The sequence below is a fragment of the Pseudomonas sp. DR48 genome (genome assembly GCF_019823085.1).
In the GTDB taxonomy this organism is placed as follows: Bacteria; Pseudomonadota; Gammaproteobacteria; order Pseudomonadales; family Pseudomonadaceae; genus Aquipseudomonas.
The window spans coordinates 2,715,642-2,740,818 of record NZ_CP081946.1 but is presented as its reverse complement, the minus strand read 5'-3'; the positions used below and the strand labels follow the sequence as shown (position 1 = coordinate 2,740,818).

The following is a 25,177-nucleotide window of genomic DNA, read 5'->3' as shown; positions in this document are numbered from 1 at the left end:
AGGAGAACGGGGCCCTATCCTGTCGACTGCTGAGGACTCTTGGCAACGTTTTGTGACAGGGGTCAGACACTACTTGTGACAGTCGAAAGGTTTTTACAGTGGCGTAAAGCCAAAGTCAGAATGGGATTAGGTGCTTGCTGTAGCCGAACTTAACACCTGATGCGAAAAAGCCCCCGCACTCTCGTTGTTTTGTGCAGCTCTGGCACTCAGGAGCGTACTCATTTTTCCAGTCGCTGATCGATTTTCGGTAGTAGGGCTGGATGTCCGGATTCACTAAGCACAGCTGATGGTTATAGACCGATATATTCATGCCGTAATTGGCCAGAATGCCAACCGATTTGCTGAGCGTGTCTTTGTACTCGACTGGATCGATCCAAAGTTCTTCGAGATTAGCCCTGGTGAAACCCATCATCTCAAGTCCCATCAGCGCCACATGATCAACAAACAGCAGATTGCGTGCAATGAACTCACATAGCTCGGGGAGGCGCTGCACCGATAGTTTGTGAATGACGACTCGGATCTCAACCTTCTGGCCCAAGCGCTTCAGATTGAGAATGCCCTGAATGGTTTCATCGAATGCGCCTCGGGCTTGGACGATGTAGTCATGCAGTGTTGGGTCGTCCGAATAGACAGGGATGCCGACCATCGCGTCGGTCAATTCAATCTGCGCATACTTTTCAGCAAACGCTGGGTCCTTGAAGCTGCGCCCGTTCGAGAGAATGTGGATTGCAGTTCTTGGCAGGTAACTTTTTGTCAGGCTGATGATCTTGAGGAAACGCTCGCGATTGGTTGTCGGCTCGCCGCCGGTAAAGACCAGCTCTGGGGTGTTCTTTGGGATTAACGGAATCAGATTTTCCGCTTCATCGAGCAACCATGAATCATCAGCAGCCTTAGGCGGTTGTGAGCACATTAGGCAGTAATGATTGCACTGTTCAGTGATCAGAATGCTGTTGTTCGGCGACGACGCCCGAAATAGTACGCGAATAGTCTGACGATCTGCTGAAAGCCTGACTATGTCACCATCACTGATGTAGCTGTAGTCATTCGGTAGGAGGGAGTAATCAGAGCCGGAAGGCAGCACTTCAACCAACTCCCGATGCTTCTCAATCAGAAGGTAGTGCGCGAATCCTCGGGGGATCTGGTGATCAGAAACCAGATAAGCCATCTCTCGTCGCAAAACTTCAGGCAGACTCCGGTTGGTCGCCACTTTGAGTAAGGTGAGGTCATTTTGAACATCAACGGCGTGGATCCGGATAATCTTTCCGCCGAGCTTTAGCATCGATTGGCCCATCCCATAAAAATCCGTTTCGTTTGCTCATCACGCTCCATCAGCTCAATGAGATGCTTGAAGATCGCCATATTTCGCTTGCAGAAAGAGGACTCAGGTTTTCTTGCAACCAAGTCCTTGTGGATGGCGTGATGGTAGACGGGCTCGGCGCCGCAGTAAGGCTCAAATGCACAGTCAGAGCACATTGGAGCGCTTAAAGTGAACGAGTTCTCCAGTGCATCCAGAAGCTGATCAGAGAGGATGATTTCCTCATAGGAATGCTCAAGAATGTTGCCCAGCCGGAACGTATGGTCGCCCATTTCGGCAAGCATTCGGCTTTCATCTGAGGCGTAGACCGATCCGTCGTAGTTGAACACGATGGCTGCGATGCCAGCCCCGGAAGGGTTCATCAAATCAACAAACCCAGGGTCCTCTGATGTCAGCATCTTCGTCAGCACAATCGAGGAGTACTGCTCTACAAATCGTATGCCGGACTTGTTCAGCTCAATGATGTATTCAAGACCTTCCTTGTAAAATTCCAGCCAGCGCTCCGTGTCATACGACATGAATTTCTTGGTTTTGATCGCGAAGCCGTAAGGGGAGAGCGTACGTAAGAAGATGCCATCAAAGCCCAGACGCAAGTATTCATCAATGATTTCACGTGCGCGTGGCAGGCTCTTATCTGTAGTTGTCATCAGGGCTGACACTTGGTCATAGCCGAGAGCTGCACGGGCTTTTTTCAAGCCTTCCTCGAAACGTTGGTGACTATCTCGGCCTGGCCGTGGGCGATTTGCATTATGCAAATCCATTGGCCCGTCCAGCGAAGATGAAAGCACTATGTGATGCTGCTTACAGAAATCGAGCATGTCATCGGTCAGGAGCGACAATGTGGTCGCGATGACAAATCGCAGGTCTCGCCTTTCCTTGATGTTGCGCTTTTTTGCCTCAAGAACGACGTACCTCACCATCTCGAAGTTCAGCAGTGGTTCGCCACCCTGAAATTCAATTTTGATAGCTGGGTTTGGTGACCTAAAAACAAAATCCAACGACTTGTCTGCCATCTCCGTGGTCATGTCGAATTCGCCTTTGCTTTCCGACTGCCTTGATACCTGGCAATACGGACAGCTGTGGTCACAGCGAAGGGTCACCACGAAGATATGTAGATTGGTGAACTGGGCCAGCCTGGACAACCGCGTGCGTATTTTGAGCGCCAAGAGCTGAAGTGGCGCTTGCTCATTGGTGAAGCGAATGAATTGCTTGGACCGGAGCGTGGGGATCAGCTCTGATGAGAGTGGAAGGGTCTTGCTAATGATCGGCTCAAGCATTGACGATGGTATGACGTGGAACTCGCCCGCCATGTTGGTAATTACATACTCGTCGTCATTCAGACGGTCAAACTTAAAGGGCAGCAACTCGTAAGGACATTGCTGTGTATAGAGTTCAAGTTTTTGGAATTTACTCACTAATCAGCCCGGTTTTTGAAAAGGCCAGTCCAAGGATCAAATTTTTGATCGCCTGCGTCTCAGTGCTCAGTTGGTGGCGCAACTGGTAGTCGAGCACATCCTTCTTGAATTCCTGAACGGCAGATAGGAAGGACGACTCGTCAACGCCGATATTCGAAGACAAGGCGCAGACAAACCGCGCCTCCTCGGTTGCGATATCAACCGTCAGCGAATTCATCGAACGGTAAGCGGCTTTGTGTAAAACCTGCGCGTCGTAAAGCCGCTCATCAAAAACGAGCTTATGTGAGTAAGCCATCAGGAGCCTGAAGTGTGAGAGGAGTGCGAGGAGTGTGAAGCATGTGAGCTGTGGGACGTGTGGTAAGCCATCAGCTGACCTTGGTCCCCGCGTTTGAGAACAAAAGCGAATTGGTCACTGCCTCCGCGAACGGATAAGTTTTCGTTTGGGGCTTCAGCTTGGAATGTGTTCGTAGTCTCGGTGCTGGGTTTGATAACTTCAAGATTGGTAATTGCTGAAGCGTGTTCGGTAGCTACCGCTGCTGCGAGAGTGGCCATCGGTACGAGAAAGGAGCGTTTTTTCATCACAAAATATCCTTATTATTATTGAGGTTTTCAGGCGAGTCTCACTGATGCTCATCGGTGATGTCAATATGGAATCGACTGATAGCCTTTTAATTTTCCATATTCCGACAGACGACACCCTTCTCACTTTCGACTGCTTTAAGTTCGCAGATTAACCAGCGCTCACCACGATCGACACTCGACGGTTTTCGGTTCGGCCCGCAGCGCTGTTGTTGGAGGCCACCGGCTCATTGCTGCCCAGACCGCGCAACTGGATGTTTTCTTCTTTCATGCCGACCGTTGTCAGGACTTTGCCGACGCTTTTCGCGCGGCGCAGGGACAGCGTCTGGTTATAGGACTCTTTGCCCGATGCATCGGTGTGACCATCGACCCGCACGCGCTCGATGCCAACCGCCAGCAAGGCCTTGCCGATGCGTTCGACGATCTCGGTGCTGGCGGCGTTCAGACCATCGTCGTCACTGCCAAACAGCACTTTGCCGGACAAGCCAAACGCCCAGCCCTCATCCGTCAGCTCGAAGCCCTGCTGTTTGAGCACGGAGATCTGGCCCGGGGTCAGGCCCTTTTGAGGAGCCGTCTGGCAGCCGGCCAATGCCAGCAAGGCCATGAACAGACTGATCGTGAAAAAACGCAGGGAATGTCGAGTGATCGAAAACAAAGCAGTCAGCTCCTGGATTGAACATGGGCGACAGGGTGCTCCGACCCTGCCGTGTGTTGCGCGCCTCTGGAAACACGCTTGGCTTGGTACATGGCCGCGTCGGCGGCATTGAGCAAAGCGCCCGGTGTGGACCCATGATCTGGATATACCGCGATGCCGATACTCAGAGAGGTCAACACGTGGGTGCTGCCCGGCAGCTGGATCGGTATTTCCATGCTGGCCAGGATCTTGTCGGCAATCCGTTCCGCATCTTCGGTTTTGTGCAGCGGCGTCAGTAACACGGCAAACTCATCGCCGCCCAGACGCGCGACCAGGTCTTCTTCGCGCAACTGCGCACGAATCCTGCTGGCGACGGCAATCAGCACCGCATCGCCGGCGGCATGACCGAAGCCATCATTGATTTCCTTGAAGCGGTCGCTGTCGAGAAACAGCACGGCCACGCGCTCGTTGAGCTTGTTGGCATTACGCAACGCACGGATCAGGCGCCCTTCGAAAAATGCTCGGTTCGGCAATCCGGTGAGGCTATCGTGACTGGCCTGGTGCGCCAGGGTTTCGTTTTCGCTTTGCAGATGGGTCTGCCAGGATTCGAGTTCACCGAGCAACGCATTGAAGTCATTGCCCAGGTTATTGAGTTCAGCGATCTCGGCAGGTGGCACACGCCGGTCAAAGGCTCGGTCACAGCGGGCGGCGTGCGCGACGGCGGCGAGGCGGCGCAGCGGGCCGGTTATGGCGCGAAGCTGTCGGCGTGCCAGATAGAGCGCGACCCAGGCACTGATGGCCGTGCACAGGACGATTCCCACCAGACCGCTGAGCAAGAAACGCAACAGGCTGCCGCCGTGACCGGTCAGCTGGATGCTGCCGACTTCCTGGCCTTGGTGAACGATCGGCATGATGATGGGTTTTTCCAGAAACGTTTTCGCGATCTGCAATTCCAGGTCGGAGAACAAACCACTATCCGGTCGCTGCCAGCGCGCCAGTAACCGACCCTTTTCATCCAGCACCTGGGCGTCGGCGACTTCTTCGGTGGAGGCGATCAACGCCAGCGCCTCAGTGGCCGCCGCTTTGTCGTTGAACACCACTGCGGCTTCCACCGTGTAGTTGATCGAACGCGCGATCAGGTGCAGGTTGTGGTCGGCATACACCCGCAAGGCCAGCACGCCCAACAATGTCAGGGAGATGCTCGCCATGGCCACGCCCACCAGCGCGACGATCAAGTGCCCGCGGCCGATGACCGAGCGCAAGGTGGGGCGATCACCCGGTGTGAATAGAATCATGGCGCCGCCGACTTGCGACGGGACAATTGCAGCACACTGGGGTGAATGCGTACGCCGCTGCGGGCGACGGAGTCGAGGTTGACCTCGAAAGACACCTGATCATCACTGACCCGCAAGCAAAACAGGCTGCCGACGGTGCACTGATCGTCGCTTTCGCTGATGCTCAGCACAGGGCGTCCTGTCAACGAGGCAAAGAGTCGACTGCGCTCATCACTGGTGAGCTTGCCGATGTAAACCGCATCGCACGCATCGACAATCGACGGGTTTTCGGCCAAATAACGTTGCACGGTGACGGGCCGGCCAGTGGCCTGGGTCGTGCCTTTGACCAGGTCGTCGGTGTACTCGGTGGGGCCGACCACGCACAGGCGTAATTGAGCGGGCTCAACTGGCCAGCGTGCATAACTGAGAATCCCGAGGACGACCTGAGTGACCGATTTGGCGCGTTGATCGGCCATGCTCCCAGGGGTTTGCGCCTGAGCGAAAACCACGCCGGTCAGCAAGCAGAGAACACCTGCAAGCAGCATTTGCTTGCAGCCAACGACGCGTCCTGTCGTCCGGACAGCCACCTTCATGCAGGATTCTCTTTGAGACAGTAACGAAATGATGCCGCAACGATAGCATAGGGTCGGAACACCAGCGAGGACACGTGCGGCACCGATTCGGCCAGTTCCCGCCATCCTGCGCCGCCCCTTCAATGACTCGGCTCGACGCCCTCTTCCCATTCCAGCATCAACCCGCTCAAGCGCTTGACCTTGCGTCGCACGGCCTCTTCAAACACCCCGGCTCGCGGCTCGATCAGAGTGAACCAGTGCTTGGCCCGGGTGATCCCGGTGTAGATCAGCTCCTTGGTCAGCACAGGGTTGAGCGCATCCGGCAGAATCAACGCCGTATGGGCAAACTCCGAACCCTGGGATTTATGCACGGTCATCGCGTACACGGTTTCAACGTCGTTAAGTCGGCTCGGCAGGACAAAGCGCACGCCGCCCTGACCATCGTTGCGGGGGAACGCTACACGCAGCACATGCTTGCCTGGCGCCAGTCCATCGCGCTCCGGTAGCTTGAGGGCAATGCCAATGTCACCGTTCATCAATCCCAGGCCGTAGTCATTGCGAGTCATGAGCACCGGCCGACCTTCGTACCATTGCTGATCGCTGTCGATCAGTCGAGCCTTGAGCAGCGCGGCGGTGACTCGCTGGTTCAAACCCTCCACGCCCCATGGCCCCTTGCGAACGGCGCACAACAGCTGGAAGGCGTCGAAAGCCTGCAACACCTCACACGCCCAATCGGTCCAGCGTGGATCTTCGAGCGAGCTGTCGAGCGGCGGACGCTGGCTGCGCAGCAGATGCAGGTAATGACGATAGCCTTGCGGCCCTTCGCCATGGCCTTCAAGCAGTAAGCGTTCCAGCGCCCGATCATGCTCACCTTTGAGGGGCAGAGAAAACACATCTTCGTGGCTTCGAGCCTGCAACAGTTTGCGAGCCTCTTCGGGCTGCTGCTGGTTGACCCAACGGGCCAACTGACCAATCCCGCTGCCCTCTCCGAATCGGCGCGAGTGACGGAGCATCACGACTTGCTGGGCAAGGGGATGAGCGCCGTCGGTGTCCTCACGCAAACCGCTGGCGCTCAGGCTTTCGCCACTGATGGACTCAAGCCACTGTCGAGTTTGCGGGCTGTACCAGCCAGCCTCGGCATCGCGACACAGATCGCCCAGTACCGCGCCCGCCTCCACCGAAGCGAGTTGATCCTTATCACCGAGCAACACCAGCCGGGCATGAGCCGGCATCGCATCGAGCAGGTTGGCCATCATTTCCAGGTCGATCATCGAGGCTTCGTCCACCACCAGAACATCCAGCGGCAAGCGATTGCCAGCGTGGTGACGGAAGTGCCGAGTGCCGGGGCGGCTGCCAAGCAAGCGGTGCACGGTGGTGACATCAGACGGGATTTTGTCTCTTACGGTGTCTTCGACTTCCAGTGTCCGGACTTGCTGGCTGATGGATTCCGTCAGCCGCGCCGCCGCCTTGCCGGTAGGCGCCGCCAGACGAATGCGCAGCGGTTTGCCCGCCGCCACTGCTGGCGCCTGGAGCAACGCCAGCAACCGCACGACCGTGGTGGTCTTGCCGGTGCCCGGGCCGCCGGTGACGATGCTGAACGCGCTGCGAGTGGCCAGGGCGCAGGCGAGCTTTTGCCAGTCGATCACTTCACCGGGCTTGGCCGGACCGAACAGGCCCGTGAGGCGTTCGTACAGGTCATTTGGCGTAGTTTCGTGTTCGGCCAGGCGCAAGCGCAGGGCATTGTCGATGCGCCTTTCGTAAGCCCAGTAGCGGCGCAGGTACAGGCGCTTGCCCGACAGCACCAAGGGCCGTGATTGCGCCTCCTCGCGACCATCGACGGCCAGCGCTACCAGGCGACTGGATGCCAGGACCTTGCACCAATGCGCGCCGTCCAGTGCTTCAAGCAGTTGCGATGGCAACAACATCGCACCACTTTGCACATCGCCTTCCGGCGGCAGCGACAGGGCGAAGTCCGGTTCTTTCAGCGTTTCGAACAAATCCAGGCAGACGTGGCCGTGGCCCAGTTGGTGACTGGTCAACGCGGCGGCGAGCAGCACCAACGGATCATCGTCGGGAGCGAGTTCATGGAGGAAGGCAACAAAGGCTTTGTCCAGCGCCCGCAGCCAGCCACGTTCCACCCAGCGCGTCAGCAATAGCAGCAGGTCATCTGCCCGAGTCAGGGGCGCCAGGTCCGCCAGGCTTTCGGCTGCCAATGGCGTGGGCAGCAAATCGGCGAAGGTGCGACTCATAACAGTTCTCCCTGTTCCCAGGCGGGTTCGGCCTTGGGTTCCGGCTTGCCTTGGAACAGCCGGTCAAGGCGCTCGATCAGCTCTCTGGGTGGGCGGGCAAAATACGCGCCTTGGGTGGATGCCCGCGTGCCACGCAGGAACAGGTACAGCGCCCCACCGACATGCCGGTCGTAATCGTAATCCGGCAGCCGCGCCTTGAGCTGGCGGTGCAGGGCCAACAGGTACAGCACGTATTGCAGGTCATAACGATTGTCGAGAATCGACTGCTCCATGGCCTGCTCGGTGTAGGACGAGTCATCGGGCCCCAACCAGTTGGATTTGTAATCGGCGACGTAATAGCGACCTTCGTGTTCGAATGTCAGGTCGATGAAGCCCTTGAACATGCCGTTGAGCAATACCGGTTCGGCGGCCACCCGAGCGACGCCGTTATGGGTGTATTGGCGCACCAGTTCATCGAGCTTGAGCACATCGACTTTATGACTGGCGAACCAGAATTCCATCTCGACGCGGTACTGAGTGAGTTGCTCGAAAATGACCGGGGTCTGCCCATCACCGATGGGCAACGCAGACTTGAGCAAGTGTTGCAGCCAATCGCTCAGCGTGGTGATCCAGCCTTCCCAGCCCCGACGATTGCAGCGACGGGCAATGGCGTCTTCCACGACTTGCGGGGCCGCACAGAACCCCTCATCGCCGGCCCATTCCAGCAAACCATGGAGAAAGGTCCCGGGGTTCGGGCCACGGGGGAAACGATGGATATCAGCGCCACCGGCAACAACTTCTCGCGGCGCTTGTGGATCGAGGCGCTCGTCGTCAAAGAGCTTTTGCGCTTGCGGGTTCTCCGGGGCTTCGTCACTGCCCACGCTCAGAATGTCGCCGATACGCAACGCACTGTAGGAGGCGATCCACCAGTTTTCGCTCGCCTTGCGCTTGGGTATCAGCGGCGCAAGCAACCTCGCTTCATTGCGTGGCGGGTGATAATGGTCGGCTGTCGCCTCAGGCATTTCTCCATAGCTCAGTGCCGGGCAGTCTTGCTGAAGATCTTCCAGCCAGCGTTTCAAGCCTGCGGATTCGGTCAGCGAAGCACCGCCCCCCAGCAAATAACCCAACGCAGAAAGGTGTAGCACCGAGCTGTTGTTATTGCCGCGCTTGAGATCGGTCACGCCGAGCCAGCAGGCATGTTGAGCCCGGGTCAGGGCGACATAGAGCAACCGCAGGTCTTCGGCCAGGCGCTCATCATCGGCGAGGGCAATCAATTCGGCAGTCGGCTTCAGGGTCACCTGAGCCTTGCCGCTTGCGTCGTGGAAATGCAGCGGTAAGCGGCTGCCATCCACTGGTTTTGCCGAGCAAATGAACGGAAGGAACACCAATGGATATTCCAGCCCCTTGGACTTGTGAATGGTCACGACCTTGACCAGTTGCTCATCGCTTTCCAGACGCAGGATCTGTTCTTCACCGGCCTGACCGGACAATGCCAAATGTTCGGACAGATGACGAATCAGCGCTTGCTCCCCATCGAGTTCGGCAGCGGCCTGCTGCAACAACTCCGATAGGTGCAACAAATTGGTCAAGACACGTTCGCCGTCACTGCGCGCGATCAACGCCTCGGGTAACTGGAAGTCATGCAACAGGCGCCGCAACATGGGCAACACGCCTTGCTTGCGCCACAGTTCGCGATATCCGCGAAACTGCATGACCCGAGCCTCCCAAGCGAGCTCGTCCTGATTCAGACGTTCCAGTTCAGCCAGGGATAGGTTCAGTGTGATGCAAGCCAGGGCGGCTCGAAGTGGCCGCTCGACATCCGGCTCGGCGCAAGCCTTGAGCCAGGTCAGCAGGTCGTGGGCTTCCTGCGCGGCGAAGACCGAATCCTTGTCCGAGAGGTAAACGCTGCGCACGCCGCGTGCAGAGAGTTCGCCACGCACGGCCTGGGCCTCTTTGCCGTCACGAACCAGAATCGCGATGTCGGCAGGCAAGAGGCGTCTGAAATCCTTGCCGTCCTCGATGAAGCCCGCTCGACCTGCTTCGCCCCCATTGAGCAACGCGGTGATTTCACTGGCACAGGCGGCGGCGAGCTGTTGTCGATACACCACACCTGACAATGGCTGCTCGGCGGACAGGTGCCAGATGTTCAGGGCGGGGACGACTTCACCGTCAACCTGCAGAACTTCTTTGCGACCTTGGGATTCGACAGGCAGGAACGGCACTGGGTTCTCGCCGTTCTTTTCACGAAACAGGAACGCGCCGCGCCCCAGCTCACGAGACTCGGCACGCTCGAATACATGGTTTACCGCACTGACCATGCCGTGGCTGGAACGGAAATTCGTTCCCAGGGTATGCAAGCGGCCGGCAGTGGCCTGGCGTGCCCGCAGGTAGGTATAAATGTCGGCACCGCGGAATGCGTAGATCGCTTGTTTGGGGTCGCCGATCAGAAACAGGCCGCATTCGGGATTGTTGTCTTCGATGCGATAAATGCTTTCGAAAATCCGGTACTGCACCGGGTCGGTGTCCTGAAATTCATCAATCAGCGCAACTGGAAACTGCTCACGAATCAGGGTCGCGAGGCGCTCCCCGCCATCGGACTGCAATGCCGCATCGAGGCGCAGCAGCATGTCATCGAACCCCATCTCCGCGCGGCGACGCTTTTCTTCCTCGAACCGTGCACTCACCCATTGAGCGGCGTGTTGCAGGACAGCCGCGTCAGGGGTGGGCAACCCATCGAGGCTCGCTTTGAGACCGGGCATGGCGTCCAGCCCCGGGTGACGTGGGGCGTCTCCCTTCCAGGCTTCGGCCATGCCATCCGGGGTCAGACGAGTGAAACCGGTGCCGATATCCAGCTGCTCCAGGGACTCGTCTTCGGCCCAGGCCATTATTTTTTCGAACCAGGGTTCGAAATAACGTGCCTGCATCTTTCGACCGTCGACGCTCTTGCTCGCAACGCCTTGGTGACAGAGAGCAAGCAGCTCGTCCGCCCATTGGCGCCAAGGCATCTTGAGTTCGAGCAAAGCAGCTCGTCGTTCCTGCAGGCACTCGGCAATGAGTTCGGCAGGCTCTTTACCTTGAACACTGTCCCGTTCGCTGGCGAACAAACCACGGACACGAGGCAATAACGCCGCGGGGCCTCCCCAATTATTTCGCACCCAGTTCAGTGCATCGCCTTGCATCGGATAGCAGAACAACCGCCAGTAATCGCGCAGCACTTCGCCCAGCAAATCGCTGTGATCGGTTTCAAGGGTTTGGGTAAACAGGCTGCCACTGTCGAATGCGTGCTCGCGCAACATGCGCTGGCACCAACTGTGGATGGTCGATACGGCGGCTTCATCCATCCACTGTGCGGCGATGTCCAGGCGGTTGGCGCAGCCTGACCACTGTTCCGGCAGATATTCATCACGCAGTTCAGCGATGAGGCTGTCGGGAGCCTTGATCTCCTCACGGAAGTAGCGCGCGGCTTCAGCCAGACGCGTGCGAATACGTTCGCGCAACTCTTTGGTCGCGGCATCGGTAAATGTCACAACGAGGATTTGTGGCGGCAACAATTCACGCCCAAATCCACCCGATTCGCCACCGTGACCAAGAACCAGACGCAGGTACAACGCGGAAATGGTGAAGGTCTTGCCAGTACCGGCGCTGGCTTCGATCAGTTGGCTGCCACTCAGGGGGAATGCCAGGGCCAGCGGAGTCTTCGTGGTCATGCGCGCGCCTCCTCGCTGTTCAACGAACGCCAGGGGGCTTCGAGCATCGGCTTATACAAAGTGTTGCACCAGTGGTGGAAAGTGTTCGCGGCAATCAGAGCATCGTAATCGGCGAATTGCCGAGCGAGTGCCGGGCTTTCACGGCGCTCGCCATCAGTGGTTTGACCGTCGCCTTCATAGGCTTTTCGAGCGGCGTCGTCGGCTTTGACCGGGTCTGTCTGGGAGAGCCAGGCAAAAGCTGTTTTCACCGCGATCGGCAGCGGTTGGCACATGCCTTCTTTCCATGCTTGTAACAGTTGGCCCAAGGTGCGCAATGCTACGTCCTTCTCCAACGGAGCCAGCAGCAGACTATCGTCACTGGCCACCAACGCCGTGGTCATCGACATGCCGCTGGCGCAGGCCACCAAATGATTGACCCACGGTCGCGTGAGGCGATGCCACTTGCGGGTCTTGATCGAACCAATGCTGTTGGGAATCGTGGTAACCGATAGCAAGCCGCCGTCTGCACGCTGATACAAGCCACTGAGCCAGCCCTCCAGACGAAGACCTTCCAGTTCCAGGCTCACTGGCAACGCACTGGTTAGCGCTGTTGGCCACAATGTCAGCAGTTGTTGGTAGCGTTGCAACAGATCCGGCAATGGTTCGATCAGCTCTCGCTGTAGGGATTCGCCGAACCCGGCCATAGGCAGGAGACCACTGTTTTGCAGACGCCTTGCCTGCGTCTCAAGCGCCGAATCGACATGCGCCAATTGCCCAAGCGCAGCGCCAAGCAAACTGTCACTGAGGCTATAGCGCTGAAGTGCGTCGAGTACGAAGGGCTCTTCATCGGCCAAGGGAGCTTCAGCCGCTTCGAAAAATACCTTCAGTCGCTGACTGAAAAAATGTCGCACCGGGTTACGCAGGAAATCCTGCAATTGACCGAGACTCAGCGGTTCCTCTTGAATGTAGTCATCGAGCGTCTGAACATCCGTCGCCAGTTCGCCGGTTTGATGCAGCACCTGCCACTCGCTGGCGTAGCTGAACAGGTCGTCGCCTTCATGAAAATAGCGCGCGCTGAAGGGTTGCAAAGGGTGCTCTTGCGTCATGGCTTCAAGCAGGTCACTGCCGTTTGCTAATCGCCAGCCACTGGCGAGGTGGTCGCGAAGTTGGCCAATCAATACCGAAGCCGGGCGCTCACTGTTGTCCCGAATGCTGCGACCGACCCAGCTGATATACAGTTGGTTGCGAGCCGACAACAGCGCCTCCAGCAACAGATAGCGGTCATCCTCGCGTCGGGAACGATCACCCGGGCGGTAGTCGCTGCCCATCAGATCGAAGTCCAGCGGTGGTTGCGCTCGAGGGTAATCGCCATCATTCATACCGAGCAGGCAGACGAGTTTGAACGGGATCGCCCGCATCGGCATCAACGTGCAGAAGTTGACCGCCCCAGCCAAAAAACGCTGAGACAGGCGCCCCTGGTCGAGTCCTGCCAGCCACGCTTCACGGACCACGGTCAACGGCAGGTCATCATGCAAGCCTACTGATTCGCAGGTCTCAAGCCAGGTTTCACGCAACTCTTCGAGTTGGGCCAGCAGGTAATCGTCATGCTCATTGCTGGCCAGGAAAAACAACTGCACCAACGCCTGCATCCTTGCGCCCCATTGCTTGGGTGGCGCCGGTTGCGTGAGTTCCTGATGGGCAATCTCCAACGCGTCCAGCAACGCAACCAAAGGACCGATGAGCGCGGCATCCAGGCCACCGATTTCATCGTAAGGCTCGATACCGTCGCAGGCACTGGCGCTGCCAACGGCATAGCCGAGCAGCATCCGACGCAGGCCGAAACGCCAACTGTTTTGCTCCAGCGCTTCAGGCAATCCCAAACCCGCACGCTGCTCCGCATTCATGCCCCAACGAATGCCGGCGCCTTCGATCCAGCGGTGCAGGGTCGGCAGATCACGCTCTTCTACACCGAAGCGAGCACGCAGCGCGGGAACGTCCAGCAGGTCGAGGATCTCGCTGACAGGGAAGCGGCTGTCGGGGAGTTTCAACAGATGTTCGACGGCAATGAGCAGTGGATCACGACCGCGCTGGCCTTGGTCCGCGAGCGTGAATGGGATGAAGCGCGGATCGAAGCGGTCGAGCTGACCGAACACTGCGCGGATATGCGGTGCGTAGCTGTCGATGTCCGGAACCATCACAATCACGTCGCGCGGCTTCAACTCGGGATCAGCACTGAAGCGTGCGAGTAACTGGTCGTGGAGGATCTCTACTTCGCGTTGCGCGCTATGGGCGACGTGGAAGCGGATCGACTCGTCCTGACTCAGATCGATGGCCGGCCACTGCTCGCGAGTCTCGTTCAGCGGACGTAGCTCGAGGATATCGTCTTGCAGTTGGTTGAGCATATTCCGTGGCTGGCTATCGCTGAACAAGTCGATGCGCCCATCACGAAATGCCGAACGATAGCTATTGGGGTCGTCGTAGCTATCGAGCAGATTAATGTAGTCTCGCCCCTGCTTGCCCCAGGCCGCCAATAGCGGATGGGCATGTTGGTGAAGGGTCTGTGGATCGAGCACGACAGGCATGCCGCTCTTGCGGGCCTGACGTTTGTATTGATGCCGCAACAGGTCTTTATCAGCGACGATGTCAGCCCAATGGTGACGACATGGGTTGTGTACGCAAAGCAAGACCTGGCTGAATCGGGCGAGTCCGGCCAGAGCTTCCAGCGCTTGAGCGGGGAGAGAGGAGATCCCGAAAACAATCACACGGGAAGGTAGTCCTTTGGGCGCCACGTCGAGGCTGTTGATACGCTCAATAAATCGCTGATGAACTCCGGCACGACTTTGAGCCATGCCCTGTTCACCAACATCCAGCAACAGTGCGCGCCACAGTTCTGCCTGCCAACAGTTGGCCGGGGTGAGGGGCTTGGCTTCGCCTCTGACATTTCGCAGCTGATGACGACCTTCCGCCCAATCCTCCAGCCAGTCGGCCCGGTACACCTGGTATTGGTCGAACAGATCTGCCAGTCGCTCTGACAACTGGTAGCGCTTGCGTAGATCAGTGTCGCTGGTAAGGAAGCGTTGCAGCGGTTCGAAATGTGGTTGATTGATCAGCTGCGGGAGCAATCGCATCAGACGCCAGGTCAGTGGTGCTTTATCGAGCAGGGATTTGACCGGAATTTCATCACGCCCCAGAACCATGCGATAAAGCTGCCACATGAAGCTGCCCGGTAACTGAACATCGATGGCCGCAGCAATTCCGCAGCCGCCCATATCGTCATCTTCCGGGTCTTCGGCCAACGCCAGCTTCAGCCACTGGGCGATGCCATTACTCTGAACCAGGGCGATTTCATTTTCCAAGGGAGCTAGCGGGTAGTTCCGCATTACGCTGATCACCAGGCTACGCAGTTCATCCAGACTGTTGCTTTGAACCACCATAAAACCGGCATTGAGGGACGCGGCGCCCGGCATAAAAGCTTCCTTGGGAAATTACAAAATCTAGGGCCGAACCTTAGCACTGTCGGGAGACTGTGACAGCCCGAAGCCGTCTGAAGATGCTGTACGAACTTTCCTGCGGGCAAAACAAAACCCCTACCTGCATACGCAGATAGGGGTTTCGGAATTTAATCTTGACGATGACCTACTCTCACATGGGGAAACCCCACACTACCATCGGCGATGCATCGTTTCACTGCTGAGTTCGGGATGGGATCAGGTGGTTCCAATGCTCTATGGTCGTCAAGAAATTCGGTAGCCAGGTCGTGCTCTCTTGCGAGACCACGCTCCAGCGAATGGGTATGTGATAGCTTCGGTGTTTTGCGAGCCTTCTCGAACTTTCGGTTCGTTTCGTCTTCACACACCGCAATCTGATGCTCTTTCGAGTAGTCAAATTGCTTGGGTGTTATATGGTCAAGCCTCACGGGCAATTAGTATTGGTTAGCTCAACGCCTCACAGCGCTTACACACCCAACCTATCAACGTCGTAGTCTTCGACGGCCCTTCAGGGGACTCAAGGTCCCAGTGAGATCTCATCTTGAGGCTAGTTTCCCGCTTAGATGCTTTCAGCGGTTATCTATTCCGAACATAGCTACCCGGCAATGCCACTGGCGTGACAACCGGAACACCAGAGGTTCGTCCACTCCGGTCCTCTCGTACTAGGAGCAGCCCCTCTCAAATCTCAAACGTCCACGGCAGATAGGGACCGAACTGTCTCACGACGTTCTAAACCCAGCTCGCGTACCACTTTAAATGGCGAACAGCCATACCCTTGGGACCGGCTTCAGCCCCAGGATGTGATGAGCCGACATCGAGGTGCCAAACACCGCCGTCGATATGAACTCTTGGGCGGTATCAGCCTGTTATCCCCGGAGTACCTTTTATCCGTTGAGCGATGGCCCTTCCATACAGAACCACCGGATCACTAAGACCTACTTTCGTACCTGCTCGACGTGTCTGTCTCGCAGTCAAGCGCGCTTTTGCCTTTATACTCTACGACCGATTTCCGACCGGTCTGAGCGCACCTTCGTACTCCTCCGTTACTCTTTAGGAGGAGACCGCCCCAGTCAAACTACCCACCATACACTGTCCTCGATCCGGATAACGGACCTGAGTTAGAACCTCAAAGTTGCCAGGGTGGTATTTCAAGGTTGGCTCCACGCGAACTGGCGTCCACGCTTCAAAGCCTCCCACCTATCCTACACAAGCAAATTCAAAGTCCAGTGCAAAGCTATAGTAAAGGTTCACGGGGTCTTTCCGTCTAGCCGCGGATACACTGCATCTTCACAGCGATTTCAATTTCACTGAGTCTCGGGTGGAGACAGCGCCGCCATCGTTACGCCATTCGTGCAGGTCGGAACTTACCCGACAAGGAATTTCGCTACCTTAGGACCGTTATAGTTACGGCCGCCGTTTACCGGGGCTTCGATCAAGAGCTTCGCGTTAGCTAACCCCATCAATTAACCTTCCGGCACCGGGCAGGCGTCACACCCTATACGTCCACTTTCGTGTTTGCAGAGTGCTGTGTTTTTAATAAACAGTCGCAGCGGCCTGGTATCTTCGACCGGCATGGGCTTACGCAGTAAATGCTTCACCCTCACCGGCGCACCTTCTCCCGAAGTTACGGTGCCATTTTGCCTAGTTCCTTCACCCGAGTTCTCTCAAGCGCCTTGGTATTCTCTACCCAACCACCTGTGTCGGTTTGGGGTACGGTTCCTGGTTACCTGAAGCTTAGAAGCTTTTCTTGGAAGCATGGCATCAACCACTTCGTGTACTAAAAGTACACTCGTCATCAGCTCTCGGCCTTAGAATCCCGGATTTACCTAAGATTCCAGCCTACCACCTTAAACTTGGACAACCAACGCCAAGCTGGCCTAGCCTTCTCCGTCCCTCCATCGCAATAACCAGAAGTACAGGAATATTAACCTGTTTTCCATCGACTACGCTTTTCAGCCTCGCCTTAGGGACCGACTAACCCTGCGTCGATTAACGTTGCGCAGGAAACCTTGGTCTTTCGGCGTGGGTGTTTTTCACACCCATTGTCGTTACTCATGTCAGCATTCGCACTTCTGATACCTCCAGCAAGCTTCTCAACTCACCTTCACAGGCTTACAGAACGCTCCTCTACCGCATCACCTAAGTGATACCCGTAGCTTCGGTGTATGGTTTGAGCCCCGTTACATCTTCCGCGCAGGCCGACTCGACTAGTGAGCTATTACGCTTTCTTTAAAGGGTGGCTGCTTCTAAGCCAACCTCCTAGCTGTCTAAGCCTTCCCACATCGTTTCCCACTTAACCATAACTTTGGGACCTTAGCTGACGGTCTGGGTTGTTTCCCTTTTCACGACGGACGTTAGCACCCGCCGTGTGTCTCCCATGCTCGGCACTTGTAGGTATTCGGAGTTTGCATCGGTTTGGTAAGTCGGGATGACCCCCTAGCCGAAACAGTGCTCTACCCCCTACAGTGATACATGAGGCGCTACCTAAATAGCTTTCGAGGAGAACCAGCTATCTCCGAGCTTGATTAGCCTTTCACTCCGATCCACAGGTCATCCGCTAACTTTTCAACGGTAGTCGGTTCGGTCCTCCAGTTAGTGTTACCCAACCTTCAACCTGCCCATGGATAGATCGCCCGGTTTCGGGTCTATTCCCAGCGACTAGACGCCCTATTAAGACTCGCTTTCGCTACGCCTCCCCTATTCGGTTAAGCTCGCCACTGAAAATAAGTCGCTGACCCATTATACAAAAGGTACGCAGTCACCCAACAAAGTGGGCTCCCACTGCTTGTACGCATACGGTTTCAGGATCTATTTCACTCCCCTCTCCGGGGTTCTTTTCGCCTTTCCCTCACGGTACTAGTTCACTATCGGTCAGTCAGTAGTATTTAGCCTTGGAGGATGGTCCCCCCATATTCAGACAAAGTTTCTCGTGCTCCGTCCTACTCGATTTCATGACTAAGAGATTTTCGCGTACAGGGCTATCACCCACTATGGCCGTACTTTCCAGAACGTTCCGCTAATCTCAAAGCCACTTAAGGGCTAGTCCCCGTTCGCTCGCCACTACTAAGGGAATCTCGGTTGATTTCTTTTCCTCAGGGTACTTAGATGTTTCAGTTCCCCTGGTTCGCTTCTTAAGCCTATGTATTCAGCTTAAGATACCTAACTTATGTTAGGTGGGTTCCCCCATTCAGACATCTCCGGATCAAAGTCTGTTTGCCGACTCCCCGAAGCTTTTCGCAGGCTACCACGTCTTTCATCGCCTCTGACTGCCAAGGCATCCACCGTATGCGCTCTTCACTTGACCATATAACCCCAAGCAATCTGGTTATACTGTGAAGACGACATTCGCCGAAAATTCGATAATACTCAATTAAGAGCAACTCACAAATTTTACCTTAGCCTGATCCGTTACCAGTGAAAGTAACGTCCAGTCTATCTTTCTATCACATACCCAAATTTTTAAAGAACGATCTAGCCAAAGACTAGAAATCAACATTCACCATCATCACGATGGAATGCTCATTTCTAAGCTTTCAACAAACAGAAGCAGTGAGTGGTGGAGCCAAACGGGATCGAACCGTTGACCTCCTGCGTGCAAGGCAGGCGCTCTCCCAGCTGAGCTATGGCCCCGTATTGCTACAGGTTCCCACACAAAAATTGGTGGGTCTGGGCAGATTCGAACTGCCGACCTCACCCTTATCAGGGGTGCGCTCTAACCAACTGAGCTACAGACCCAATTTCGGGCTGCTTCTTATCGTCTTCTTCAATGAATCAAGCAATTCGTGTGGGAACTTATGGAGCAGCTGATGTCGTCGATTAAGGAGGTGATCCAGCCGCAGGTTCCCCTACGGCTACCTTGTTACGACTTCACCCCAGTCATGAATCACACCGTGGTAACCGTCCTCCCGAAGGTTAGACTAGCTACTTCTGGTGCAACCCACTCCCATGGTGTGACGGGCGGTGTGTACAAGGCCCGGGAACGTATTCACCGCGACATTCTGATTCGCGATTACTAGCGATTCCGACTTCACGCAGTCGAGTTGCAGACTGCGATCCGGACTACGATCGGTTTTCTGGGATTAGCTCCACCTCGCGGCTTGGCAACCCTCTGTACCGACCATTGTAGCACGTGTGTAGCCCAGGCCGTAAGGGCCATGATGACTTGACGTCATCCCCACCTTCCTCCGGTTTGTCACCGGCAGTCTCCTTAGAGTGCCCACCATAACGTGCTGGTAACTAAGGACAAGGGTTGCGCTCGTTACGGGACTTAACCCAACATCTCACGACACGAGCTGACGACAGCCATGCAGCACCTGTCTCAATGTTCCCGAAGGCACCAATCCATCTCTGGAAAGTTCATTGGATGTCAAGGCCTGGTAAGGTTCTTCGCGTTGCTTCGAATTAAACCACATGCTCCACCGCTTGTGCGGGCCCCCGTCAATTCATTTGAGTTTTAACCTTGCGGCCGTACTCCCCAGGCGGTCAACTTAATGCGTTAGCTGCGCCACTAAGAGCTCAAGGCTCCCAACGGCTAGTTGACATCGTTTACGGCGTGGACTACCAGGGTATCTAATCCTGTTTGCTCCCCACGCTTTCGCACCTCAGTGTCAGTATCAGTCCAGGTGGTCGCCTTCGCCACTGGTGTTCCTTCCTATATCTACGCATTTCACCGCTACACAGGAAATTCCACCACCCTCTACCATACTCTAGCTTGTCAGTTTTGAATGCAGTTCCCAGGTTGAGCCCGGGGATTTCACATCCAACTTAACAAACCACCTACGCGCGCTTTACGCCCAGTAATTCCGATTAACGCTTGCACCCTCTGTATTACCGCGGCTGCTGGCACAGAGTTAGCCGGTGCTTATTCTGTCGGTAACGTCAAAACAGATACGTATTAGGTAACTGCCCTTCCTCCCAACTTAAAGTGCTTTACAATCCGAAGACCTTCTTCACACACGCGGCATGGCTGGATCAGGCTTTCGCCCATTGTCCAATATTCCCCACTGCTGCCTCCCGTAGGAGTCTGGACCGTGTCTCAGTTCCAGTGTGACTGATCATCCTCTCAGACCAGTTACGGATCGTCGCCTTGGTGAGCCATTACCTCACCAACTAGCTAATCCGACCTAGGCTCATCTGATAGCGCAAGGCCCGAAGGTCCCCTGCTTTCTCCCGTAGGACGTATGCGGTATTAGCGTCCGTTTCCGAGCGTTATCCCCCACTACCAGGCAGATTCCTAGGCATTACTCACCCGTCCGCCGCTCTCAAGAGAAGCAAGCTTCTCTCTACCGCTCGACTTGCATGTGTTAGGCCTGCCGCCAGCGTTCAATCTGAGCCATGATCAAACTCTTCAGTTCAAACATCTTTGGGTTTTTAAGAAACCCTAAACTTGGCTCAGCAATCGTTGGTTACATCTTTGATTTCTCGCGGAGTAACTTGTGATGCTGATAATCTTGTTGACTATCAGTCTGACTCCACAAGCACCCACACGAATTGCTTGATTCAGTTGTTAAAGAGCGGTTGGTTAAGATCTTTCGTCTCAACCGAGGCGCGCATTCTACAGCAGCCTCTGTTGCTGTCAAGCGGTTATTTTCAGAAGTTTTCAAAGTTTCCTTTGCAACTTCAACCACTTGCGCTTCCGATCTCTCGTTAGCGGGAGGCGAATTCTACAGCGTTACTCGCTGCTGTCAACACCTCTTTTTCTCCGCTTTCGACCGAGAAGATCGAAACGTCCATAAGGCCAAACCCGCCTGCCTTACCGACTCCTTCTGGGCTTCGATGACCTGAAGCAACTCGCTGTCGAAAACTGCGTAACTCTTTGTTTACCAAGGAGTTTTCCGTTTCGACTGCGCCGGAAGTGGGGCGAATTATAGACTTCTGGAATCTGCCGTCAACACCTATTTTCATAATTCTGTCATATCGGTGGAAACAGCCCCAGAAACGCAAAGGCCGGCCCCAAGGGGCCGGCCTTCTTCCCTTTCTACTTACAAGCTAGGGAATGCGAATTGCGACGCTTCATGGCTCGCCCGCTGCGGCCAACGTTGGGTGATGGCCTTGCGACGGGTATAGAAACGCACCCCATCGGGGCCGTACGCATGCAGATCGCCGAACAGCGAACGCTTCCAGCCACCAAAGCTGTGATAAGCCACCGGCACCGGCAACGGCACGTTGACGCCAACCATACCGACTTCGATCTCGTCACAGAACAACCGCGCCGCTTCACCGTCACGGGTGAAGATGCAGGTGCCGTTGCCATACTCGTGATCGTTGATCAGTTGCATGGCCTCTTCCAGGCTATTGACCCGAACGACACACAGTACAGGGCCGAAGATCTCTTCTTTATAGATACGCATCTCTGGCGTGACGTTATCGAACAGGCAACCACCCAGGAAGAAACCATCTTCATGGCCCGTTACGCTCAAACCACGGCCATCAACCACCAACGAAGCTCCGGCCGAGACGCCATCTTCTATATAGCCACTCACCTTGTCGCGAGCCTGAGCCGAAACCAGCGGGCCCATGTCCAGACCACAGGAAGTACCGGCACCGATCTTCAGCGCCTTGATCTGCGGTGTCAGTTTGGCCACCAACGCATCCGCCACTTGATCACCCACACACACGGCCACCGAAATCGCCATGCAACGCTCGCCGCAGGAACCGTACGCCGCGCCCATCAGTGCACTGACCGCATTATCCAGATCCGCATCCGGCATCAGCACCGCGTGGTTCTTCGCGCCACCCAGTGCCTGGACGCGTTTGCCGCGCTTGGTGCCTTCGGCATAGATGTATTCGGCAATCGGTGTCGAACCCACAAAGCTCAACGCTTTGACCTCCGGCGCTTCGATCAGCGCGTCCACCGCCGCCTTGTCGCCGTGCACCACGCTCAGTACACCTTTAGGCAGACCGGCTTCCAGCAACAATTGAGCGATCAGCAATGTCGAGCTTGGATCACGCTCGGACGGCTTGAGGATGAAGCAGTTGCCGCAGACGATCGCCAGCGGATACATCCACAGTGGCACCATCGCCGGGAAGTTGAATGGAGTAATACCGGCAACCACACCCAGCGGCTGGAAATCCGACCAGGCATCAATGTTCGGGCCGACGTTGCGGCTGTACTCGCCCTTGAGGATTTCCGGCGCTGCGCAAGCGAACTCGACGTTCTCGATGCCGCGCTTCAGTTCACCGGCAGCATCTTCCAGGGTCTTGCCGTGTTCTTCGCTGATCAATTGGGCGATACGTGCTTCGTTCTGCTCCAGCAATTGCTTGAAGCGGAACATTACCTGCGCACGCTTGGCCGGTGGCGTATTACGCCACGCCGGGAACGCAGCTTTGGCCGAGTCGATGGCTTTCTGAATGGTTTCACGGCTGGCCAACGGCAGCTTGTGGATGGCCTGGCCAGTAGACGGGTTGAACACGTCGGCCGTTCGACCATCTTCGGTCACCAGTTCGCCATTGATCAAATGCGGGATAAGGCTCATGCAGGGCTCCTGAAAAGTTGTCCACAGACGCCCGTCGAGGGCGTCTGCTGTTTTGTACTTATATAGAGGGGAAAATCAGTCGATCTTGTTCAGCACTTCGCCGACCGCGTCGAACAGACGATCCAAGTCTTGCGGCTTGCTGTTGAAGGTTGGCCCGAACTGCAGGGTGTCGCCGCCGAAGCGCACGTAGAACCCGGCTTTCCACAGCGCCATGCCGGCTTCGAACGGACGCACGATGGCATCGCCATCACGCGGTGCGATCTGGATCGCGCCAGCCAGGCCGTAGTTACGAATGTCGATAATGTTCTTCGAGCCTTTGAGACCGTGCAGCGCATTTTCGAAATGCGGTGCGACTTCCGCCACGCTCTGCACCAGGTTTTCCTTTTGCAGCAGATCGAGGGCTGCCAGGCCCGCGGCGCAAGCCACCGGGTGCGCGGAATAGGTGTAGCCGTGCGGGAATTCGACCGCGTACTCAGGCGTCGCCTGGTTCATGAAGGTCTGGTAGATCTCGGAACTGGCAATCACCGCGCCCATCGGGATCGCGCCGTTGGTGACTTGTTTGGCGATGCACATCAGGTCCGGCGTCACGCCGAAGCTGTCAGCGCCGAACATCGAACCGGTACGGCCGAATCCGGTGATCACTTCGTCGAACACCAGCAGGATGTTGTGCTGATCGCAGATCTCGCGCAGACGCTTGAGGTAACCCTGTGGCGGAACCAGCACGCCAGCGGACCCGGCCATTGGCTCGACGAATACGGCAGCGATGTTCGAAGCGTCATGCAGCTCGATCAGCTTGAGCAGTTCATCTGCCAGGGCGATGCCGCCCTCTTTCGGCATGCCACGGGAGTAGGCGTTGCTCGCCAGCAAGGTGTGCGGCAGGTGATCGACGTCCATCATCGCCTGACCAAACATTTTGCGGTTGCCGTTGACGCCGCCGAGGCTGGTGCCGGCGATGTTGACGCCGTGATAACCACGGGCACGGCCGATCATTTTGGTCTTGGTCGCCTGGCCTTTCAGACGCCAGTAAGCGCGAACCATCTTCACTGCAGTGTCGGCGCACTCGGAACCCGAGTCGGTGAAGAACACGTGGTTGAGGTTGCCCGGCGTCAGGTCGGTGATTTTTTCAGCCAGCTGGAACGACAGCGGATGACCGTACTGGAAGCCCGGCGAGTAATCGAGGGTGCCCAACTGCTTGGCGACCGCTTCCTGGATTTCCTTGCGGGTGTGCCCGGCGCCGCAGGTCCACAGACCGGACAGCGAATCGTAGACTTTGCGGCCCTTGTCGTCCGTCAGCCAGCTGCCTTCAGCCGCCACGATCAGGCGCGGATCACGCTGGAAATTACGGTTGGCGGTGTACGGCATCCAGTGAGCATCGAGCTTGAGCTGGCTAGCCAGGGAAGTCGGGGCGTTTTCAGGCAAGTTCATGGGCAAAACCTCGCAGGGCAATAAGCGGCGTGGAGATCAAAAGCGTTCTTGCAGCTAAATTGCCACGGGGATAAAGTCTGTGAAATTCAACTTTTGTAACGTTCAGTCAGTCAGCCACTAAACTTTGAGTCATTAGCGCATGAGCACTCGTCGTCCCGATCCGCTGGCCCAAGTCAGTGACTTTGATATCCGCCTGCTGCGTATCTTCCGTAGCGTGGTGGAATGCGGTGGCTTTTCCGCGGCGGAATCGGTGTTGGGCATTGGCCGTTCAGCCATCAGCCAGCAGATGAGCGATCTGGAACAACGCCTCGGCCTGCGCCTGTGCCAACGCGGGCGCGCCGGGTTTTCCCTGACCGAAGAAGGTCGCGAGGTCTACCAGTCGGCGTTGCAGCTATTAAGTGCGCTGGAAAGTTTCCGCACCGAGGTCAACGGCCTGCACCAGCATCTGCGCGGAGAGTTGACCATTGGCCTGACCGACAACCTGGTCACCCTCCCCCACATGCGCATCACTCACGCGCTGGCGCAATTGAAGGAACGCGGGCCGGACGTGCAGATTCAGATCCGCATGATCGCGCCCAACGAAGTCGAACAAGGCGTGCTCGACGGCCGCTTGCATGTCGGTGTCGTGCCGCAGGCCAGCGCGCTGTCGGGCCTGGAATATCAACCGCTCTACAGCGAACGCTCGCTGCTGTATTGCGCGGTGGGTCATCCATTGTTTTACGTCGACGACAAACAACTGGACGACGAGCGCCTCAACAGCCAGGACGCCATCGCCCCGACGTTCCGCTTGCCGGCCGAGATTCAGGCGCATTACCAGGCACTCAATTGCACCGCCAGCGCTTCGGATCGCGAGGGCATGGCCTTCCTGATTCTGACTGGACGCTACATCGGTTACCTGCCGGATCATTACGCGAGCCTCTGGGTGCAACAAGGTCGATTGCGCGCACTTAAACCCAAGGCACGCTTTTATGACCTGAGCCTCGCATCGGTCACCCGCAAGGGCCGGCGCCCCCATCTGGTGCTGGAAAGCTTTTTGGAGAGCCTGGCGGCGACGCGCTAGGGCTTTTATTGCCTCGGGACTTGTCT

The 25,177-nt window shown here is 56.5% G+C and carries 13 protein-coding genes, 2 tRNA genes and 3 rRNA genes; 1 reads left to right on the top strand and 17 read right to left on the bottom strand.

From position 1 onward, the window contains the following. Window positions 1-115: 115 nt before the first annotated feature. The 17 genes from hxsC to K5K95_RS12290 form a co-directional block, all read right to left on the bottom strand. Entirely contained in the window at window positions 116-1,279 is a 1,164-nt protein-coding gene (hxsC, locus tag K5K95_RS12370; protein ID WP_222590331.1) for a His-Xaa-Ser system radical SAM maturase HxsC, read from the bottom strand. Next, on the bottom strand, window positions 1,273-2,730 hold the full coding sequence (gene hxsB / locus K5K95_RS12365; protein WP_222589663.1) for a His-Xaa-Ser system radical SAM maturase HxsB: 1,458 nt from the start codon (window positions 2,728-2,730) through the stop codon (window positions 1,273-1,275). Before hxsB ends, hxsC begins: the two co-directional genes overlap by 7 nt. Next, entirely contained in the window at window positions 2,723-3,025 is a 303-nt protein-coding gene (hxsD, locus tag K5K95_RS12360) for a His-Xaa-Ser system protein HxsD (protein WP_222589662.1), read from the bottom strand. The genes hxsB and hxsD overlap by 8 nt, the downstream gene beginning before the upstream one ends. Beyond that, window positions 3,025-3,282, bottom strand: coding sequence for a His-Xaa-Ser repeat protein HxsA2 (gene hxsA2 / locus K5K95_RS33595; protein ID WP_409999726.1), 258 nt, complete (start codon window positions 3,280-3,282; stop codon window positions 3,025-3,027). The genes hxsD and hxsA2 overlap by 1 nt, the downstream gene beginning before the upstream one ends. A 178-nt stretch (window positions 3,283-3,460) precedes the next feature. Then, complete coding sequence (locus K5K95_RS12350) at window positions 3,461-3,913, bottom strand: OmpA family protein (protein WP_222590330.1); 453 nt, start codon at window positions 3,911-3,913, stop codon at window positions 3,461-3,463. 56 nt (window positions 3,914-3,969) lie between these two features. Beyond that, complete coding sequence (locus tag K5K95_RS12345; protein WP_222589660.1) at window positions 3,970-5,238, bottom strand: diguanylate cyclase domain-containing protein; 1,269 nt, start codon at window positions 5,236-5,238, stop codon at window positions 3,970-3,972. Beyond that, window positions 5,235-5,810: a YfiR family protein gene (locus K5K95_RS12340; RefSeq protein ID WP_222589659.1), complete on the bottom strand. Its 576-nt coding sequence runs from the start codon at window positions 5,808-5,810 to the stop codon at window positions 5,235-5,237. The genes K5K95_RS12345 and K5K95_RS12340 overlap by 4 nt, the downstream gene beginning before the upstream one ends. Before the next feature lie 119 nt (window positions 5,811-5,929). Then, a complete protein-coding gene (gene recD, locus K5K95_RS12335) occupies window positions 5,930-8,038 on the bottom strand; it encodes an exodeoxyribonuclease V subunit alpha (protein WP_222589658.1) in 2,109 nt (702 codons plus the stop codon). Continuing rightward, entirely contained in the window at window positions 8,035-11,724 is a 3,690-nt protein-coding gene (recB, locus tag K5K95_RS12330; protein ID WP_222589657.1) for an exodeoxyribonuclease V subunit beta, read from the bottom strand. The genes recD and recB overlap by 4 nt, the downstream gene beginning before the upstream one ends. Continuing rightward, entirely contained in the window at window positions 11,721-15,170 is a 3,450-nt protein-coding gene (gene recC, locus K5K95_RS12325) for an exodeoxyribonuclease V subunit gamma (protein ID WP_222589656.1), read from the bottom strand. Before recC ends, recB begins: the two co-directional genes overlap by 4 nt. Before the next feature lie 156 nt (window positions 15,171-15,326). Beyond that, window positions 15,327-15,442, bottom strand: a 5S ribosomal RNA gene (gene rrf / locus K5K95_RS12320). 162 nt (window positions 15,443-15,604) lie between these two features. Further along, a 23S ribosomal RNA gene (locus K5K95_RS12315) occupies window positions 15,605-18,495 on the bottom strand. Between the two features lie 250 nt (window positions 18,496-18,745). Continuing rightward, window positions 18,746-18,821 (bottom strand) — tRNA-Ala (locus K5K95_RS12310). A gap of 28 nt (window positions 18,822-18,849) precedes the next feature. Continuing rightward, a tRNA-Ile gene (locus tag K5K95_RS12305) sits at window positions 18,850-18,926 on the bottom strand. Between the two features lie 82 nt (window positions 18,927-19,008). Then, a 16S ribosomal RNA gene (locus K5K95_RS12300) occupies window positions 19,009-20,545 on the bottom strand. Together the 16S, 23S and 5S rRNA genes with 2 tRNA genes alongside form the textbook arrangement of a ribosomal RNA operon. 627 nt (window positions 20,546-21,172) lie before the next feature. Beyond that, window positions 21,173-22,666 (bottom strand): CoA-acylating methylmalonate-semialdehyde dehydrogenase, encoded by a 1,494-nt coding sequence (locus tag K5K95_RS12295; protein ID WP_222589655.1) that lies wholly within the window; start codon window positions 22,664-22,666, stop codon window positions 21,173-21,175. 75 nt (window positions 22,667-22,741) lie between these two features. After that, complete coding sequence (locus tag K5K95_RS12290) at window positions 22,742-24,091, bottom strand: aspartate aminotransferase family protein (RefSeq protein WP_222589654.1); 1,350 nt, start codon at window positions 24,089-24,091, stop codon at window positions 22,742-22,744. 139 nt (window positions 24,092-24,230) lie between these two features. Here K5K95_RS12290 and K5K95_RS12285 point away from each other — a divergent pair, with 139 nt between their 5' ends. After that, on the top strand, window positions 24,231-25,151 hold the full coding sequence (locus tag K5K95_RS12285; protein WP_007940170.1) for a LysR family transcriptional regulator: 921 nt from the start codon (window positions 24,231-24,233) through the stop codon (window positions 25,149-25,151). Window positions 25,152-25,177 lie beyond the last annotated feature (26 nt).

Coding starts and splice junctions, on each gene's coding strand:
- hxsC (WP_222590331.1), bottom strand. CDS start 1,279: ATGCTAAAGCTCGGCGGAAAGATTATCCGGATCCACGCCGTTGATGTT.
- hxsD (WP_222589662.1), bottom strand. CDS start 3,025: ATGGCTTACTCACATAAGCTCGTTTTTGATGAGCGGCTTTACGACGCG.
- hxsA2 (WP_409999726.1), bottom strand. CDS start 3,282: ATGGCCACTCTCGCAGCAGCGGTAGCTACCGAACACGCTTCAGCAATT.
- K5K95_RS12350 (WP_222590330.1), bottom strand. CDS start 3,913: ATGGCCTTGCTGGCATTGGCCGGCTGCCAGACGGCTCCTCAAAAGGGC.
- K5K95_RS12345 (WP_222589660.1), bottom strand. CDS start 5,238: ATGATTCTATTCACACCGGGTGATCGCCCCACCTTGCGCTCGGTCATC.
- K5K95_RS12340 (WP_222589659.1), bottom strand. CDS start 5,810: ATGAAGGTGGCTGTCCGGACGACAGGACGCGTCGTTGGCTGCAAGCAA.
- recD (WP_222589658.1), bottom strand. CDS start 8,038: ATGAGTCGCACCTTCGCCGATTTGCTGCCCACGCCATTGGCAGCCGAA.
- recB (WP_222589657.1), bottom strand. CDS start 11,724: ATGACCACGAAGACTCCGCTGGCCCTGGCATTCCCCCTGAGTGGCAGC.
- recC (WP_222589656.1), bottom strand. CDS start 15,170: ATGCCGGGCGCCGCGTCCCTCAATGCCGGTTTTATGGTGGTTCAAAGC.
- K5K95_RS12295 (WP_222589655.1), bottom strand. CDS start 22,666: ATGAGCCTTATCCCGCATTTGATCAATGGCGAACTGGTGACCGAAGAT.
- K5K95_RS12290 (WP_222589654.1), bottom strand. CDS start 24,091: ATGAACTTGCCTGAAAACGCCCCGACTTCCCTGGCTAGCCAGCTCAAG.
- K5K95_RS12285 (WP_007940170.1), top strand. CDS start 24,231: ATGAGCACTCGTCGTCCCGATCCGCTGGCCCAAGTCAGTGACTTTGAT.